The 18107-nt window shown below is 45.5% G+C and carries 9 protein-coding genes; 2 read left to right on the top strand and 7 right to left on the bottom strand.

Going from position 1 to position 18107, the window contains the following annotated elements; all coding sequences use genetic code 11:
- Window positions 1-9: 9 nt before the first annotated feature.
- Window positions 10-1842, bottom strand: coding sequence for a RagB/SusD family nutrient uptake outer membrane protein (locus tag P3L47_RS11410; protein ID WP_122360844.1), 1833 nt, complete (start codon window positions 1840-1842; stop codon window positions 10-12).
- A gap of 12 nt (window positions 1843-1854) precedes the next feature.
- Entirely contained in the window at window positions 1855-5052 is a 3198-nt protein-coding gene (locus P3L47_RS11405) for a SusC/RagA family TonB-linked outer membrane protein (protein ID WP_277780858.1), read from the bottom strand.
- Between the two features lie 272 nt (window positions 5053-5324).
- Here P3L47_RS11405 and P3L47_RS11400 point away from each other — a divergent pair, with 272 nt between their 5' ends.
- The gene (locus P3L47_RS11400; RefSeq protein ID WP_277780857.1) at window positions 5325-9275 is read left to right on the top strand and encodes a two-component regulator propeller domain-containing protein; all 3951 of its coding nucleotides are present in this window, start codon (window positions 5325-5327) and stop codon (window positions 9273-9275) included.
- A gap of 187 nt (window positions 9276-9462) precedes the next feature.
- On the opposite strand, the gene P3L47_RS11395 is transcribed toward P3L47_RS11400, so the two are convergent.
- The 4 genes from P3L47_RS11395 to P3L47_RS11380 all read right to left on the bottom strand — a co-directional run bounded on the left by P3L47_RS11395 (window position 9463) and on the right by P3L47_RS11380 (window position 14518).
- Window positions 9463-10812, bottom strand: a complete 1350-nt coding sequence (locus tag P3L47_RS11395; RefSeq protein ID WP_122360846.1) for a Gfo/Idh/MocA family protein — start codon at window positions 10810-10812, stop codon at window positions 9463-9465.
- A 120-nt stretch (window positions 10813-10932) separates the two neighbouring features.
- Window positions 10933-11718: a porin family protein gene (locus P3L47_RS11390; protein WP_122360847.1), complete on the bottom strand. Its 786-nt coding sequence runs from the start codon at window positions 11716-11718 to the stop codon at window positions 10933-10935.
- 12 nt (window positions 11719-11730) lie between these two features.
- Complete coding sequence (locus P3L47_RS11385) at window positions 11731-12825, bottom strand: PCMD domain-containing protein (protein ID WP_277780856.1); 1095 nt, start codon at window positions 12823-12825, stop codon at window positions 11731-11733.
- 172 nt (window positions 12826-12997) lie between these two features.
- A complete protein-coding gene (locus tag P3L47_RS11380) occupies window positions 12998-14518 on the bottom strand; it encodes a DUF4301 family protein (RefSeq protein ID WP_277780855.1) in 1521 nt (506 codons plus the stop codon).
- A 175-nt stretch (window positions 14519-14693) separates the two neighbouring features.
- Between P3L47_RS11380 and P3L47_RS11375 the strand changes: the two genes are divergently transcribed.
- Window positions 14694-16907 (top strand): RelA/SpoT family protein, encoded by a 2214-nt coding sequence (locus tag P3L47_RS11375; RefSeq protein WP_122360850.1) that lies wholly within the window; start codon window positions 14694-14696, stop codon window positions 16905-16907.
- Between the two features lie 235 nt (window positions 16908-17142).
- On the opposite strand, the gene P3L47_RS11370 is transcribed toward P3L47_RS11375, so the two are convergent.
- On the bottom strand, window positions 17143-17940 hold the full coding sequence (locus P3L47_RS11370) for a mechanosensitive ion channel family protein (protein WP_427910568.1): 798 nt from the start codon (window positions 17938-17940) through the stop codon (window positions 17143-17145).
- Window positions 17941-18107: the final 167 nt, after the last annotated feature.

Here is an 18107-nt window from a genome sequence, read left to right as displayed (position 1 = left end):
TAAATGAGTTTACCACCCTGGGTTCTGTTCCCATTTACCTCCTGTCAGCGACAGCATACGAGGTTGAATAGGTAACAGATAGTCGCGACCGACATTAAACTTCCATCCTTGCTCGTAACCGGCCGGATTGCTGGGCACTACATAACGTAAAGCATCACCCGGCTTTCCTGTCAGATAAAGATTATTTCCGGAAGGCTGGTCATACACCAGCTTACCATCAAACTCCGGATGATTCTGCAAGTTGCTTCCTACAAAAAGAGCACCTTTCGCCCACTTACCGACAATCAGTTCATCGGCAGCAGCCCAACGCAGGATATCTTCCAGACGACGGCCTTCACAAGCTTTTTCAATACGGCGTTCACGGCGCACAGCCTGAATATATTTATTCAAATGACGGAAAGGATAATCGGATTCCTGATTATATTCCCGATCAAAGTCAACGGCAGGCATACCAACACGGTCACGCAACGGTTGCAAAGCTACGATAATATTTTGAGAATTGGCAGCTCCATCCAATTCAGCCATCGCTTCTGCGTAATTTAACAGGATATCGGCATAACGGAACTGAATAGCAGGTGTTGCCCCCTTAAATTCTGCATCCAGACTACCGGTATAATCGATCTGCACATGCTTCAATAAAGAATAACCGGTCATGTTCTGGTTATAGGCAGAGGAACCGATCAGCGGCGGAACCACGTAATATGGAGGTGCATCGTCCGGACGAAGTTGCTGTCCCGGTGCACAAATGGTTTGTACCAGACGCGGGTCGCGAACGGTTGGCAATAGTTCGTTTCCGAATACCTTCTTAGATTCTATCAGTGCATTACCCACAAAAGGCTTTCCGTCGATAGTCAGGTAATCGTCTACCAATGAAGCTGTCACGCCGACACCTCCGCCACCCTGGTTCAGGTAACGGTTCACGTTGTTTCCGATCTGGTCGCCGTCATACATCTTAAACCAGAGGACTTCCGGGTTACCGGATAAATCTGTTGTCTGGAACATCTGACGGTAATCGTTCGTCGTATTTCCGGTTGTATAAATCTTCCATACACCACGATCCATCACCTCTTTGGCAGCAGCTATGGCTTGTGTGAAATAACTCTTTATCTTTTCGTCCGTTACCGAAGGATCATAAAACTTATCCCCCTTTGCTTTGTGATATTTCTCCCAGGTTCCTTCAAACAAGGCGACTTCGCTCTTCAGGGCACGGGCTACGTCTCTGTGCACACGCATCGAGCCACTGTTATTCTGTTCGTTCAGATAAAAGATCGCCTTATCCAGATCCGCCAGGATACTGTCGGCTACGACCGTACGACTGTCGCGGGGAAGTTGCATGGCACCTTCGTCCGGATCGAGCGGCGTGCTGACCCATGTCAGGGGACCATAATTCACAAACATCTGATAATAATACCAGGCACGGAAATAGTAGGCTTCACCTACATACTGGTTATACTCCGAGGTTCCCTCTTCTGCGCAGTTACCTAAGTTATTAAGTAAAAAGTTCAGATTACGGATACCTGTATAGTTCGACAACTTGGAAGCTCCGCTCAATGTGGTCTCCCCGGCCAGACGGGAACTTACCGAGCTGGACGACATATTATCACTGTGTGTATCATACCCGGCAATATTACCACCTCCACCGGCACCGAAATCCTGTGCACGCAGGCCGCTACCATAAGCTGCACCTGTCTGGTAGAACTGATCCAGGTAGTTTCTCATTTCGCCGGTACTGTTGAAAGGCTGTGCAGTAGAAAGCACACCTTCCGGCATTTTATCTAAATCAAAGCAAGATGTAAGGCTGAAAGCCAGGATCAAGCCTAAAAATATATTTCTTTTTTTCATAAGATCTCTAAATTATAAGTTAACAACTAAACCCACAGATATTACCCGGTTCATCGGATAGTTCTTACCACCTTCACTGGTATAATCATTCTTTGTATAGATCGCTTCCGGGTCATACATGCCTTTCAACTTTGTAAAAGTCAATAAGTTCTCACCGGAGAAGAATACCTGTGCCTTCTGCAAACCGATTTTGTTCGTCCAGATTGCAGGAAGGTCATAACTTACTGTCAGGTTTTTCAGACGGCAATACGCACCGCTCTGAATATACCGGTCGCTGGTCGTCATCGTTTTATCACGGAACGGAACAACACCACCTGCCGTATGGATATAGGGTTTCGGATAGTAAGCACCCGGATTCGATTCACTCCAGTAATCCAGATGTTCCTTGAACACAGTTACCTGTGCATACGGACCGCTTCCCCAGAAATAAGCACCTGTTCCCGGATTCCAGTCACGTTTGCCTACACCCTGGAACATCATGCTCAGGCTTATGCCCTTCCAACTGATAGAACCGTTCACTGTATATTGATAACGCGGGGTCGTATTACCGATCACCGTCATATCGCCCATATCATCCAATGTGTTGGTTCCTTTGTTAACTTTATTGTCGCCATTCAGGTCGCGATACTTCACATCGCCCGGAGTCCAGGGACGTCCGCTGATAAACGACATATCATATTTTTCATTATAAGCGTCAGCTTCTTCCTGTGTCTGTATCAGACCGTCGGCACGATAACCCCAGATTTCACCCACTTTCTTACCTGTATACCAATTGTCATTCGGGTTCGTTCCGGTCGGGTTGGCATATTCGGTCACTTCTGAAGTGGCATCGGAGATTGAACCGCCGATAGTATATTGAATATCACCGTTGATTTGTCCGCGATAATTCAAAGCCAACTCCCACCCCCGGTTACGCATACGTGCATTATTTGTTTTAGGAGCATCGGCTCCGAAGAAATCAGGGAAGTCGACACCAGGGCCTAACATATCTTTCGTATCGCGCTGGAAAATGTCGAACGTACCGGTCAAAGAGTTCCCTAAGAAACCGAAATCGATACCGATATTCTTACTTTCCACTTTCTCCCAGGTTGTATTCGGATTTACTACACCCGGCGCTTTTGTAAAGATATGGCGTCCGTCGGAGAAGATATAATTACCTAAACCGTTGTTCAAAGACATGGTTGCCGCAAAAGTATAGAGGGCGGCACCTGCCTGATTACCCAGCAAACCATAAGAACCACGTAGCTTCAGGTTAGACAACACATCTGTAACAGAGCTCATAAACTCTTCACGCGTGATATTCCATCCCAGCGATACGGAAGGGAAGAATCCCCAGCGGTTGCCGGAAGCGAAACGGGAAGAACCGTCGTAACGACCGTTCACTTCAACCAGGTAACGACCATCGTAATCATAATTGATACGTCCGAAGAAACCACGGGTAGCCCAGCCGTTACGAGTATCGACAACGGTCTTGTCGCCTGTTCCCATTCCCACGTTCGGGTTGCTGGTTGAATATAATCCTGTAATGGAGTTCTTCATCAGGCTATAGTCATAATCTTCTTCCTGGAAACCAGCCATTACAGTAAAGTTATGCTTTTCAGCAATGCTGAAAAGGTAATTTGTGTACAAATTGATCGACTGATAACGTGAGCGGTCATAGCTGCGGGTAAATTTACCATCAGGCGACATACCTAACTCCGAGCGTACCCCTTTAGAAGTACTCACACCGTCGGCTCCATAAATAAGCGGGCTGACGTTCAGGGCTTCATATTCCTTGTTACCCATTTTATACGTATAGTCGAAGAAGATAAACCAGTTCTTCATCGGCTGGATTTCCAGACCGGCGGTAAGGTTCATATTATCACGCTGTGTATTCGTATAAGTACCGCTCTGCAAGTACGGGATCATTGTCAGCTCCGTAAAGTTTCCGTTCGGGTCGATCGGCGAAACCGTCGGGCGGAAACGTGCCAGCGAATGATAGAAACCTTCGCTGATACCGCCGTCACCGAACGGGGTATTCTGGTCGGAGTGCATGAATTTGGAATTTACTTTCAACTTCATCCAGCTGGTCAGCTGTGAAGTGATATTAGCCGCAAAATTATAACGTTTATAATCCATATCGGCATAACGAAGGATACCGTCTTCCGAATAATATCCTCCCGAGATATAATATTGTGCCGCTTTACCGCCACCGCTCAGGCTGATGTTATGATTCTGCTTGAAAGCCCAGTTCTTATAATGCAGATCAAAATAGTTCACATTACCTACTCCTGACTCCGAGTTTTCGAAAGCCGGGTTCATATTAGCATTGGCAGGCAGTTCAAACCACGGATTTACGCTGCTCGGATCATTAATATACTGTTGCAGCAAAGCCAGCTTTTCGTCACTGTACAAACGCGGTGAGCCGGCATTCGTAACACCCGCATTCCAGTATTGAGCAAAGTCGTACGAATTAACCATATCCGGCAATACTGTCGGCGAACTCCAACCTACCGTTCCCTGGTAATTGATACGCATTTTACCTTCTTCCCCTTTCTTGGTAGTCACCAGGATCACCCCGTAAGCTGCACGCGCACCGTAGATAGCACAAGCCGCCGCATCCTTCAATACCGATATGTTTTCAATATCGCTGGGGTTCACATCCGAAAGGCTCATTTCCACACCGTCCACCAAGATATAAGGTGCAGCGTTATTGTCAAGGTTTCCTTGTCCACGCAATGTCAAAGTACCGGTACCTCCGGGACGGCCGCCGCTGGAATTGCTAACCAGCAACCCCGGCACCATTCCCTGCAGACTCTGCACAGCATCAGCTACCGGACGAAGCTCCAGCGCCTCGCCTTTCACCGAAGAAACCGAACCGGTCAGATTCACTTTCTTCTGTACACCATAGCCTACCACTACTACTTCGTTTATATCCACTGCGTCACTAAGCATTTTAATAGTTAAACTAGTCATATTTCCTTTCACCAGAATTTCCTGGGGAATCATACCGATATAGGATATCAGTAACGTTTGTCCGGGCGATACAGAAAGCGTGAAGCGACCTTCCGCATCTGCAATCGTACCACTCTGTGAATCTTTCACCTGAATGGCGGCCCCGGCCAAGGGTTCCGATGTTGCCTCTTCGATAACAACACCACTCACATTTTGCTGCGCATAAACTGCACAACAGAATAACATCAGTAACAATGTTACAAGGGATTTTTTCATAAAATCTAATTTTAAATGATAATAAAATAAAGTTCTCAAGACAAATAAAGAATAGTGGTCATTCCACTCCAAAAATAACTCAACTCATAACTCACTCCATTAGCGGTCTTCATTAGTTAATAATTGCAAAGGCAAAGTTGCATTTTCCGTCCTGCTCCGGTGTCAACAAATGTACTTTTCATGTCAAAAACCATCCTAAAGTTCTGATTATGCCGAATACTTTCATCTTTGGACATGTTTTAGTACATTTGCGGATATTAGAATGGAATACGATGGGAAACAACTCTATTTTTAGGATATTATACATTTTGTTCTTGTTTTTCACCTGCATCGGTTATGGACGGGGGGCCAATCCCAGCTACTATTTCCAGCAGTTGGGTCTCGACAAAGGACTGTCGCAAACTACCGTCCATTGTATCCTGGCTGATAACAAAGGATTAATATGGATCGGCACTGCTTCCGGTCTGAACTGTTTCGACCGGTATGATATGAAAAGTTATTACCATGAAAAAGACAATCCAAACTCTCTACCCGGAAATACCATCTATTTCATTGCAGAAGATTCTGTCAACAATATATGGATTTCGACCAATAACGGATTGACCCTATACGATAAAAGCAGTGACTCGTTTCGCCCCCTATTATTCGAAGGCAAACCAATCCTGTCGAACTCATTTTATCCGCTTTCCGGCTCCATCCTGTTTACAGCCAACGACGGACTATTCTCCTATGATTATAAAAAGAAGACATTCAGTAAAAGACAGATTCTATCGAAAGATTCCTCCAATTTTTCTCCCCATTATATAAAACGCTGGGATAAAGAAGAATTACTCCTTATTTCCATCAGTAAAGGAGTCCTCAGATATAATCCGGTTTCCGGACAGATATCCGACACAAACTATCCGGTTCAGAAAAATTTGAACGCCGCTTACCTCGACAGCAAGAAAAGACTTTATCTCTCTACCTATAACAAAGGTTTTGTCTGCTACGCCCCAAACGGAGAAAAACTTTACGATATCCATGCGGAAAACTCCAAACTAAACACGAACCTGGTCCTCGATTTCATGGAGATAAACAATAAACTTTGGATCACGACCGACGGAGGAGGCATCAATATCATGGATATGGATCATCCTTCCGATATTACCGCTATCATGCATACGCCGGGAGACATGAGTACTCTGCCGGTAAACTCCGTCAAATGTATTTATAAAGACAAACAGGAAAATATCTGGGTAGGTACCGTACGGGGCGGCATGATCGGCATCAAGGAGGTTTTCATGAAAACATATAAAGATGTACCCCGTAACAACACCAACGGACTGAGTGATATATCGGTCAGCAGTATCCACGAAGACAAGAAAGGACGTTTATGGCTGGGTACGGACGGAGGAGGTATTAACCAGTACAATCCCTACACCGATACGTTCAAACACTATCCGGCTACTTACGGGGATAAAATCGTATCCATTACCGATTATTCCGATTCCGAATTACTTGTATCACTCTATACAAAAGGTCTTTACCTATTCAACAAAGAAACAGGACGCTATAGCCGTCCTTTCTATGTCATCGATGAAGCTACCACAATCGACCAGTTCCATAGCGGCAATGCTTCGATGGCTTACCGGATCACAGACGAGTGGTCTTACTATCTCGGTAAAAACGCCGTCACCCATAATCACCGGACAGGCAAATACTCGTTCCTCAAAATCGACGGAGGCAGGTTAGCCACCGGGCCGATGAAGATGGTTTGTACCGACGACCAATCGGCTTTTATCATTCAAAGCAATAAACTGTATGAGGCTCACCATGGCAACGATACCTTATATACGCTTCTCAGCATAGGGGAACATGAAGCCATCAAGGCGGTTGCCCGCGATAAAAACGGTATCTTCTGGATCGGAACGGAATATGGCTTCGGCTATTTCGATTCAAAGACCAGGGTATTCACCAAGATCGAGACCAAACTCTTCAACAGTGTCTCTACCTTGCTGTTGGACGATCAGGACAGACTTTGGATCGGTGCGCGTAATATGTTATTCTCGTACGACTTGAAAAAGAAACGGTTTGCATCCTGGGGAGAGTCGGACGGCTATACCACGAATGAGTTTATTTATAAATATCAAGTCTCTTCCATTTCCGACTACATCTATTTGGGAGGAGCTTCCGGATTGCTTCGTATCAATAAAAACATATCTACCAAAGAAGAACCTTTACCGGAAATAAGGCTGATGGATGTCCTGCTGAACGGTAATTCATGTATCGACCAGTTGGAATCCAGTGGAAATAACCGGATAACCATTCCTCATACACACAGCTCGATAGAAATAAAAGTAATCTCTATGGAGAAAGATGTGTTCAGGAACAAACTATACCGTTACATGATCAACGGTACGGATAATCAATATACTGAAACATACAATCATATCCTTTCCCTACGCATGCTGGCACCCGGTGATTACTCCATCCTGGTTTCCTGTAACTCAAAAAGCGGGGAATGGAGTGAACCGACCGAAGTGCTTCATATCACAGTCACTCCACCCTGGTATCAGCGTCCTTATGTTTTTGTCCTTTTTATTATTCTGCTGACCCTGATGCTCTTCTGGTTTGACCACGTATCACGCCGGCGCAGAAACAGAAAAATGCAGTGGCAAATGAAAGAACATGCCAACAGGATCAATGAAGAGAAAGTGCACTTCCTTATTAATATAAGCCATGAACTTCGCACGCCGCTCACGCTGATCTATGCCCCGTTGAAAAGAATACTCGACAAAAAAGGGTGGAACGATCCGGAAAACATGAAAGGACAATTGTCCGGCATATACAAACAAGTGCTGGATATGCGAAATACCATCAATATGGTACTGGACATGAATAGCCTGAAAGAGACAAAGACAGCTTTGCACAAGACACCTCACCAACTCAACGAATGGATCATTTCCGTTGCGAAAGATTTTGAAAGCGAACTGGAAGCACGCCATATCCGAATAGAATACCGACTGGACGAGAATATTCATCAGGTCACATTCGACGGAGCCAAATGTACCACCGTCTTATCCAATCTTCTGATGAATGCCTTGAAGTTCAGTTCGCCCGATACGACAATCACGATTACCAGCAAACTGGAAGACGGCAAAGCCCGTATCAGTGTGGCCGACCAGGGTATCGGTCTGGGTAACCTGGATGCGAACAAACTTTTCACACGCTACTATCAGGGGAATCATGAGCAATCAGGAAGCGGTATCGGTCTCTCTTTTGCCAAGCTATTGATAGAGAAGCATAACGGAAGCATCGGAGCAATGAACAATGCCGACGGAGGTGCGACTTTCTTCTTTGAACTTCCGATAGACGGAACTAGCGAGGAACAGACAGACGAAGAGAGCCTTCAGGATATATGGTCCCCCGCTGAAACATCATCCGAGTCCGAAACGTTCTCTACCAATAATTATTCCATCATCATCGTAGAGGACAAAAAGGAATTAAGTTCTTTCCTGAAAGAAGCATTGCTCGATTCTTTCAAAAACATCTATGTAGCCGGCGATGGAGAGGATGCGCTCGAAATAATCAACCAGAAGCATCCGGATATCATCGTCAGCGACATCATGATGCCGAAGATGAACGGATATGAGTTATGCAAAAGGATCAAGGAAGACATGGCGACCAGCCATATTCCGGTGATACTGCTCACGGCAAGAGGTGACCTCGACAGTACGACGCTGGGATACAAACTCGGGGCTGATGCTTACCTTTCCAAGCCGTTCGATATGGAACTGTTGCTGGCTATTATCGTCAACCAGCTAAAGAACAGGGAGGCGATCAAACAGAAATACAAAGAGAGCCATCTGCATTTGGCGGAAGCGATCCCGGCACAGACCAATAACCTGGATGAAGAATTCATGCTGAAACTGAATAAGCTGATCCATGACAATATATCTTCCCGCGAACTGGATGTCAAGTTCCTGACTACTCAAATGGGAATGAGCCGCACGCCGCTTTATGCCAAACTAAAGGCGCTGACCAATATGGGAGTAAATGATTATATCAATATGATCCGTATTGAAAAGGCTTCACTGTTATTGCTCCATTCAACGATGAATATCACAGAAATATCCGAAGCCGTAGGATTTGAATATCCCCGTCATTTCAGCACGATGTTCAAACAGATCAAAGGAATGCCCCCATCGCAATACCGAAATAATGCAGAGGCAGGAAAAGGGTAGATTCAATATTTATCAAATTTGAACCTATTCAGATCGTATTAGGGAACGCAGATGACACAGAATACGCAGATGCTCGCAGACTTTTTATTTTCTTTAAAACAATATATTATCTGCGTTTATCTGCGCTCGTCTGCGTCATCTGTGTTCCTTAATACAAACTGGATAGATAGCTCATATCTTGCTAAATTCATTTCCAATACGGCAACGTATAAGGATTGCGATACTGGTACCAGTATAAACGGTGTGCTGCAGCTTCTTTATCGTCGACGAAGCTTAATGTGGCAGGATTCCATTTCACCGGACGATTCAGTTCGCGGGAAATATTCGCCAGACAGCACAAGGTATTGGTACTACAGCCCACTTCCACCGGTGCAATCGGATTCTCACGTGAACGGACGCAATCGATAAAGTTCTGCATATGAGGAGAGCTCACTTCATATTCTCCCTTGCCCACTTCTTTCTTTTTAGTCTTCAGCAGCGACGGATCAGAGCATTCGATATAACCGCGTGCCACTTTCAGCCAACCCTTATCACCGATAAATTGCAATCCTTGCGCGTTCTCGTTATCCTCGCGATAAGGTTGTTCGGTCATTACAATGCCATTCGCATATTTCATTGAAGCATACTTCTGTCCGTTATAGCCAGCCGGCGCGAACTCAACCGGCCCGGAACCATCCATACCGATAGCCGCCTGGGCAATATCGAACATATGAGCACCCCAGTCCGCCGTATAGCCGTTACCCGTCTCCTGATACCAGCGCCACGCACCCCATAACTGTTCGTTCTGTTCCGGATCAAGCGAGATAGGAGGACAAAGGTCGGGATGATAATGAACTTTCGGATCGTTCAACGGTCCCATCCACTGATTGAAATTCAGATTGCCGGGAACAGGCATTTCCGGCAAATCCAATGGTTTGGGAGGCGCACCGACACGGGCGTATATTCTCTCGATATGACCGATTGCGCCATTGCGGACCAGTTCGATCGCTTTCTGAAATTCTTCACTCGAACGCTGCTGGCTGCCCACCTGCAACACCCGTTTGTTGTCACGAACGGCTTTCACCATCGCCAGTCCTTCCGCAATGGTATAAGCCAACGGCTTTTGGCAATACACATCTTTTCCTGCCTGGCAGGCATGGATCGTTGTCAGCGCATGCCAGTGGTCGGGGGTTGCCACCTCGATAGCATCGATATCCTTGCGTTCCAGCATATCTTCATAAAATTCATAACTATCGCAACGCTGCGCTACACCCTGTTTCTTCTGCCATGCCATGATCCTGCGGGCAAAACGTTCACGCTTCATGGAATCTACATCGCAACCGGCAGCTACCTGCACGCCTGGACAATTGGAAAAACTGGTAAAATCGGATAGTCCCTGCTGACCCAATCCGATAAAACCGAGTACAACACGGTCGCTTGGCGCAATACGAATGCCGTTGATCGACCAGCTGGGAAGGATTGTAAAACTGGCTAGTCCCAATGCGGACAAACCGAGGAACTCTCTACGGGAGATTCCTTTCTTCTCATTTTCTTTCATGGTATTAAATTAAATTGGTCTTAAAATCTAATACCGCAAATGTATGGAATTTATTATAAATCATAAAAAAAAGCGGGAATATTCGATCAAATATTCCCGCCTCTATGATAGTGTATTCTATTAGAATGCATAACCAAAACCTACATTCAAATAGATAGGATACATGGCAAAAGTAATCGTATCGAAATCTTTCTTGAAAATATCATTTATACCCCAGGTCAGATCGGCATATACATTCAGATGCTTGAATGCTTTCCACTCCCCTCCCAACTGCATACCCCACTGGAAACGGCGCAGGTCTTTGGAAAAATCGTAAGGAGCACTTTTACCATTATCGAATATAACCTTGTTGCCCGTCGGATCGAGTTCACGCAGATAACCGTCGTATACATCACCCGTGAAATCCCCCTCCATACGGTAAGACACGTACGGCCCTACATTTAATTTCCAACGCGGGGAAACTTTCCAGGCAGCCAGAACAGGAACAGTCAGATAAGAGTTATTCACTTTCGTCTTCACCTGTCCCGTCCAAAATCCTTTCATACGCTCGCCGGCATCACCGATGATCTCCATGCTGTAATTCTTTACGCGGGCATCCGTTTTCATACCTTTGGTTTCCAGACGCAAGGCAAGCATCAGCCCCCAGGTACGCGCCGGGTTAAGCCATTTCGTCACATTCCCCTCGATAGCGATCTGCAATCCCGGTTTGTAACTGTCGATTGAACGTATCTCCTTCGGCAATGGCAGCGGGGCTGTACCACCGATACCCAAGCCTGCCTTTACTTCATATTCCAATCCAACCAAATAAGAATTAACGATCCCGGCATTCCGGTCTTTCTGGGCAAACAGACTGTTCGAAGTCAGGAGTAATAAACCCAGGATGCTTATGATTAATTGTTTTTTCATACTGCTTTCTATTTATTCTTCCAAAGAATGGATCAGTTCAACTTCATCTATATATAATGTACTGCCGACTGCTCCATTAAACAAGTCGCCTTCCACGCTGGAAGAAAATACAATAGCTACGTTATACTTTCCGGCTTTCAGTTTTTCTCTGTCGATCGTTTTACCCGGCTGGGTCTTGAACGGCAGATAGAACTGTGTCCATTCATCCGTCTCTTTCGGGTCTTCGATACGTGCGATGGAGATCAGGTTCGGATGGGTGAACTTATTGGTTCCGTCCAGCATCTTCACATTATCAGTTGTTTCGTAGAAGATGGCATAGATATCGAACATATCCTTTTTACCGGAAACGATCTTTCCCGATTCGGAGAACTCCGGACCTGCCTTATATTTATAATAGCCGGTCAAATAAGTCGGAACATATTCGAACGGCATACCGAACTTGGTAGCCTTCAAGGCATTTGTTACAGCACTAAGGATATCGAATGTTCCCATAAACAAGTTACCGGCAGCAATAGGCATTCCCAATCGTGATCCAAAATCACCTGTCGAACGAGTTACCAACTTCACACAATTACCTTTATATCCATTAGAGGATGAAAGTGTCGGGAAGGTATCACGTTTGGCATTCATATCTGTCAGAGCAAACCCCGGATTACCGCTTGCCCAGTCCATGATGGTATTACCGTTCTTGTCCGTTTCATAAAAGACATCATAACCGGCAGTACCTGCATGTTTTACATTTTCAAAATTATATTCAGTACCGATACCTGTCACGATATAAGTTACTTCGTAACGCTTCTTCCAGTTTCCATCTTCTGATGTGACCGTATAATATTGTGGTTCGCTGAAATCACGGGTTGTCCCGCTTGCCGGCGAGATCGTTGCACCCGGTGTCAATGTAAACTCTGGGGATTGTTTGGACAAATCGGTATCTGCCTTAACCATTAATGTTACCTTATCATTTGTAATAATAGGATCGCGACGTAATATATCGGCAGGGACTATGCAATCTTCAATATCCGCTTCCGCATTCTGCGCTTCATCCTGGATACATGACATCCCTATTATACATAAAAATAGACAGCTTAATAAACGCGTCAGTTTCATTTTGTTCCTTTTTGGGTGAATAATCTTTACTTTTCTCATACTCAAAAACAGATGCAAATTTACTTTCCTTTTTTGGAATAGTGCTCAATATTATATTTTTATAACAAAAAAGGCAGGTCCAAAAACCGGACCTGCCTCTTCTATACGTTCATTTACTTATCGACCTGTGTCGTTACTGATGTTCAGGACGTAAGAGGTCGTTAACAGTCTTTACCGGGTTGAAAGTCTCGATAGGAACTTCTACAAACACCGTATTCCAATCGCTCATTGCGCCATTCCACAAACCGGGAAGCTCCAAGGCTTTTAGTTCGCGTCCGTCCTTACTCTTGTAAGAGATAAAGCCAGTATTTTTATCCACATAATCAGGCAGATTATATTTTTCGCCTTTATGGTTCTTCAATGCACAAACCAAATCAACCGGATTGAAGTGTGTACCCTGTTCGAACATCGCTTTCTTTGCCGGATCTTTCAGGTCGATCTGTGAGCTTTCCAGGATCTGCAAAGAGACCGTTCCGTCCGGATTCTGAGCCAGGAACGGACCGCCGCCCGGTTCACCGACATTCTTCACCATACCGCATACGCGCAACGGGCGCAGCAATTTATTCTTAATATAAAGGATCAGTTCGGCATCTTCCAACAGCTTGGTGTCCGGATTCTTGATGCACAGGTCGTCCTGCAGGAAATGAATCATTTCTTCTACCTGATCGTGTGTATACTTGCCAGTTTCGATCAGATTCAGATAATTAAAGATACGATCCTGTAAAGTAACCAATACACCGGCTATCACCTTTTTGAAAATAACCGTCGAACATTTGAAACTGTCGGGAACGACATTGTCGATATTCTTCACGAATACCACATCGGCATCCACATCATTCAGGTTCTCGATCAACGCACCATGACCGCCGGGACGGAACAACAGTTTATCGTTCTTGTCACGGAAAGGATTATTCTCCATATCGGCAGCAACCGTATCGGTACTCGGTTTCTGAACACTGAAAGAGATATCGTAGCCGACAGAGAATTTCTCTTCATACGCCGGTTTCTTTTCCAATACCAGCTTTTCAAACAAAGCCTTGTGCTCCGGAGAGACAGTAAAATGAATATTGACCTCGCCGGCATTGTTCTTGGCATACATGGCACCTTCAGCCAAATGTTCTTCCATCGCCGTACGTACACAATCGCCGGCACGGTGGAACTGCAGCAAGCCTTTAGGCAATTGCCCGTAGTTCAAGCCTTTTTCTTCCAGCAGGTTGGCAACGACAGCCTTGTAATTGCCGGCAGCGACCAGAGCAGGGATGTCTTTGTCTTCGTTTGCCAGGCAAACAGCATTCAATGCATCATAAAAGGCGAAGTGCGTTATCTCATTGAAAAACTTCTTTTCAAAATCGTTGGCCGGCACATCGTACGGAGCCGACAAGAACTCATAGAGATTCTTAAACATACGGCTGGCAGCACCCGAGGCGGGAACGAACTTCAAGATCCGTTTATTTTTAGCCAGGTAAGTATCCCATGCCCCCATATAGGTTGCCTGGTCTTCCTGCGATATAACCCTGATTCCTTTTTCTACTGATGCTGAAGCTGCTATTTCCAGATAAGGAAAGCCTTTGACGAAACAAGCCAGTTGTTCTTCAATCTGTTGTTCGCTGATACCTTTGTCAGCCAGTTGTTTTAAGTCGTTTGCGTTTAACATAGTATATCTTTTAAAATTAGTATTCTTTGTCTTGTAACATAGCACTTTCTGCGTATGCTTCTCGCAAATGTATAAAAATACCATTAGAATCGTATTGATATTCCAAGAAAAAAGATACTTTTACGGTAAGTTTTACGGCCTGTCCTAAAATGGGCAGTAAAAAGAAGACGCAACTATGGATATACAACCTTTCTTTACAGAAGAAGAGAGAAAAGATTTCTTTTCGAAATACAGACAATTAGTACGCAGCCTCTACTCCTTTTTGCAGAAAGAGGACATACGGAAAATGAGAGAATTGATGCAACGCGTTGTCGCACTCGACTGTTACGGGAGAGACAAGAATGGCATCAACGGACTGATCCGTAATATAAACACCGCTCTGATAGCTACCACGGAAATCGGCTTGAAACGGACTTCCGTCATTGCCCTCCTGCTCTATCGTCCGGTTCTGAAAAAAGCGATCACCATGGAAGAGGTGGAAAAGACATTCGACGCAGACGTAACCCTGATCATCCACCGCCTGCTGAAAACGTCCGACCTCTATGCACGCAATACGGCTGTCAATTCCGAAAACTTCCACCATCTGCTCTTCTCGTTCGCAGAAGATGTAAGAGTCATCCTGATCATGATTGCCGACCGTCTCTGTCTGATGCGCCTGGGTAAACAACTGAAGGAAGACGACCGCCTGCGGTTGGCGACGGAAGCCTCTTACCTGTATGCACCGCTCGCCCACCGGCTCGGTTTGTATAAGATCAAGAGCGAACTGGAAGACTTGTCCTTGAAATATACTGACCGAAAACAATATGATTTCATCAAGCGGAAGCTGAACGAGACAAAACGTTCGCGCGACCTTTATATCGCCCAATTTATTGCGCCTATCGAAAAGAAGCTGAAGGAAGCCGGGCTGCATTTCGATATCAAAGGACGTACCAAGTCGATCCATTCCATTAATAATAAGCTGAAGAAGCAGAAGATCGAGTTCGAAGGCATATACGACTTGTTCGCCATCCGTGTCGTACTGGATACGCCGCTGGAAAAAGAACGCTCGGAATGCTGGCAGGTCTACTCGATCATCACCGATATGTACCAGCCGAATCCCAACCGTATGAAAGACTGGATATCCATTCCGAAAACGAACGGATACGAGAGTCTGCATATCACGGTCATGGGGCCGCAGAACAAATGGGTAGAAGTGCAGATCCGTACCCGCCGGATGGACGAGATAGCCGAACGCGGTCTTGCCGCCCACTGGAAATACAAAGGCGTAAAGGCAGAAAGCGGACTGGACGAATTTCTGAATACCGTCCGTGCCGCCCTCGAAGAGAAGGAAAAGAATCCGATGGACCTGATGCAGGACTTCAAGATGGACCTGTATAAAGATGAGATATATGTCTTCACCCCTACCGGCGAACTGATCAAACTAGCCAAAGGAGCTACTGTGCTCGACTTTGCCTTTGCCATCCACTCGAAGCTGGGCAGCAAATGCGTGTCGGCCAAAGTAAACGAGAAGAACGTACCTATTAAATATGTACTTCATAACGGAGACACGGTTTCGATCGTCACCTCTCCTTCGCAGAGCCCCAAGCGTGACTGGCTGAATATTGTCGTTACTTCCAAGGCCCGTGTAAAGATCAAGCAGGCATTGCGCGAAGAGACGGCAAAGGCTGTCGACTTTGCCAAAGAGATGCTCCAGCGCCGCTTCAAAAACCGGAAGATCGAGATGGAGGAAGCGCACCTGATGCGTTACATCAAAAAGAAAGGATTCAAAACCGTTACCGACTTCTACATAGAGCTGGCGGAAGAGCGTCTCGACCCGAACAACGTAATCGACGAATATCAGGAATATGTCCGGAAAGAGACCGAAGCCAACGAGCGCTCGGAAGTACGCAGTGCGGGGGAATATATCACGACGACCGAAGTAGAAGAAATCTCTACCAACAAGGACGTGCTCGTTATCGATAAAAACCTGACCGGTATAGAATATAAACTGGCGAAATGCTGTAACCCGATCTACGGAGACGATGTGTTCGGTTTCGTATCCACGCAAGGAATCAAGATACACCGTCTGGATTGTCCGAACGCACAGGAGATGTTCAGCCGCTTCGGTTACCGCATCATCCGTGCCAAATGGAGCGGAAAGGGAGATAACGGCTATGTCGTTACCCTGCGGGTGATCGGGCGCGACGATATTACGATCGTTACCAATATTACGTCCGTTATCGGGAAAGAAAGCAACGTGACGCTTCGCTCCTTGAATATCGATTCGGTGGACGGGATATTCCAGGGAAATTTCGCGGTACTCGTCAGGGATACCAATTCACTGAACCAGCTGGTCAAAAAGATCAAGGCTGTAAAAGGTGTCAAGACGGTAGACCGTCTCAATTCATAAGAAAAAAGGCTCGCCATTAACGACGAGCCTTTTTCATTGTTTATAATCAATAAATTAATACTAAAGTAATGAAATAAAGTTCTTACTATTTTTACCTTAAAAACATTCTCTGTTGTTTCTTTTTTTCAAATTGATAGACAAAGATAAATCTTTTTATCCAACTTTTTAACTGTTTATCATCCGGCAGACGAACCCTGTCAGTTATTGAACAAAAAGATTTATTTTAAGGACAAAATCAGTCTTTAGCCTGATGCACCGTAAGTTGCGGGAACGGGAATCCAATCCCCTGGGCATTGAATGTGGCATAGATAGCCTTATTCGTATCGAAGTAAACGCCCCAGTAGTCCGGACTTTTCACCCATGCACGAACGACTACATTGACACTGCTGTCTGCCAAAGCACTCAGGGCAATGAAAGGAGCCGGTTCATTCAGAATGCGTGCATCCTGTGCCAAAACGGATTCAATGACTCTTTTCACATGTTCATAATCGCTGCCGTATTCCACACCGAACGTCCACTCCACACGGCGTGTCGGTTCTCTCCCGATATTCGTAACGACTCCGCTGCTCAGGGAACCGTTCGGGATATAAATATTTTTATTGTCAGCCGTAAGCAGGATAGTATGGAATATCTGAATTTCCCGTACCGTACCACCGACACCCTGCGACTCGATATAGTCGCCTACTTTATAAGGCTTGAACAACAGGATGATCAAACCACCGGCGAAGTTCGACAGGTTTCCGCTCAATGCCATACCGACAGCCACACCGGCAGAGGCAAGCAATGCTGCAAACGATGTGGTCTGTACGCCCAGTGCTCCCACAACGGAGATGATCAACAGGATCATCAAAGTGACATTCACCAGACTTCCCACAAATGTTTTCACCGAAGGATCAAAATCACGCTTTGTCAATATACGGCGAACCAGCTTGTTAATCATTTGGATAACGAACCGTCCCACAATAAATACAAGGATCGCCTTAATAATCGTCCAGCCTAAATGGCTCCCCTGCTCGACCAGGGAATTGATCATTTTTTCCAGTCGCGGACTGGAAGCCAACACATCTAATAATATCATAAATCTATCATTTTAAGTTAAACACTTTTATCTTATAACAACCAAAGCCGCTAAAAGTATTATAAAGTGTGGCAAAGGTATAAAGTTTTTTTAATCCGTCGGCGAAAGAAGATATTTGCGTA

The organism is Parabacteroides chongii (assembly GCF_029581355.1).
GTDB lineage: Bacteria > Bacteroidota > Bacteroidia > Bacteroidales > Tannerellaceae > Parabacteroides > Parabacteroides chongii.
This window is presented reverse-complemented; position numbering and strand designations above follow the sequence as displayed.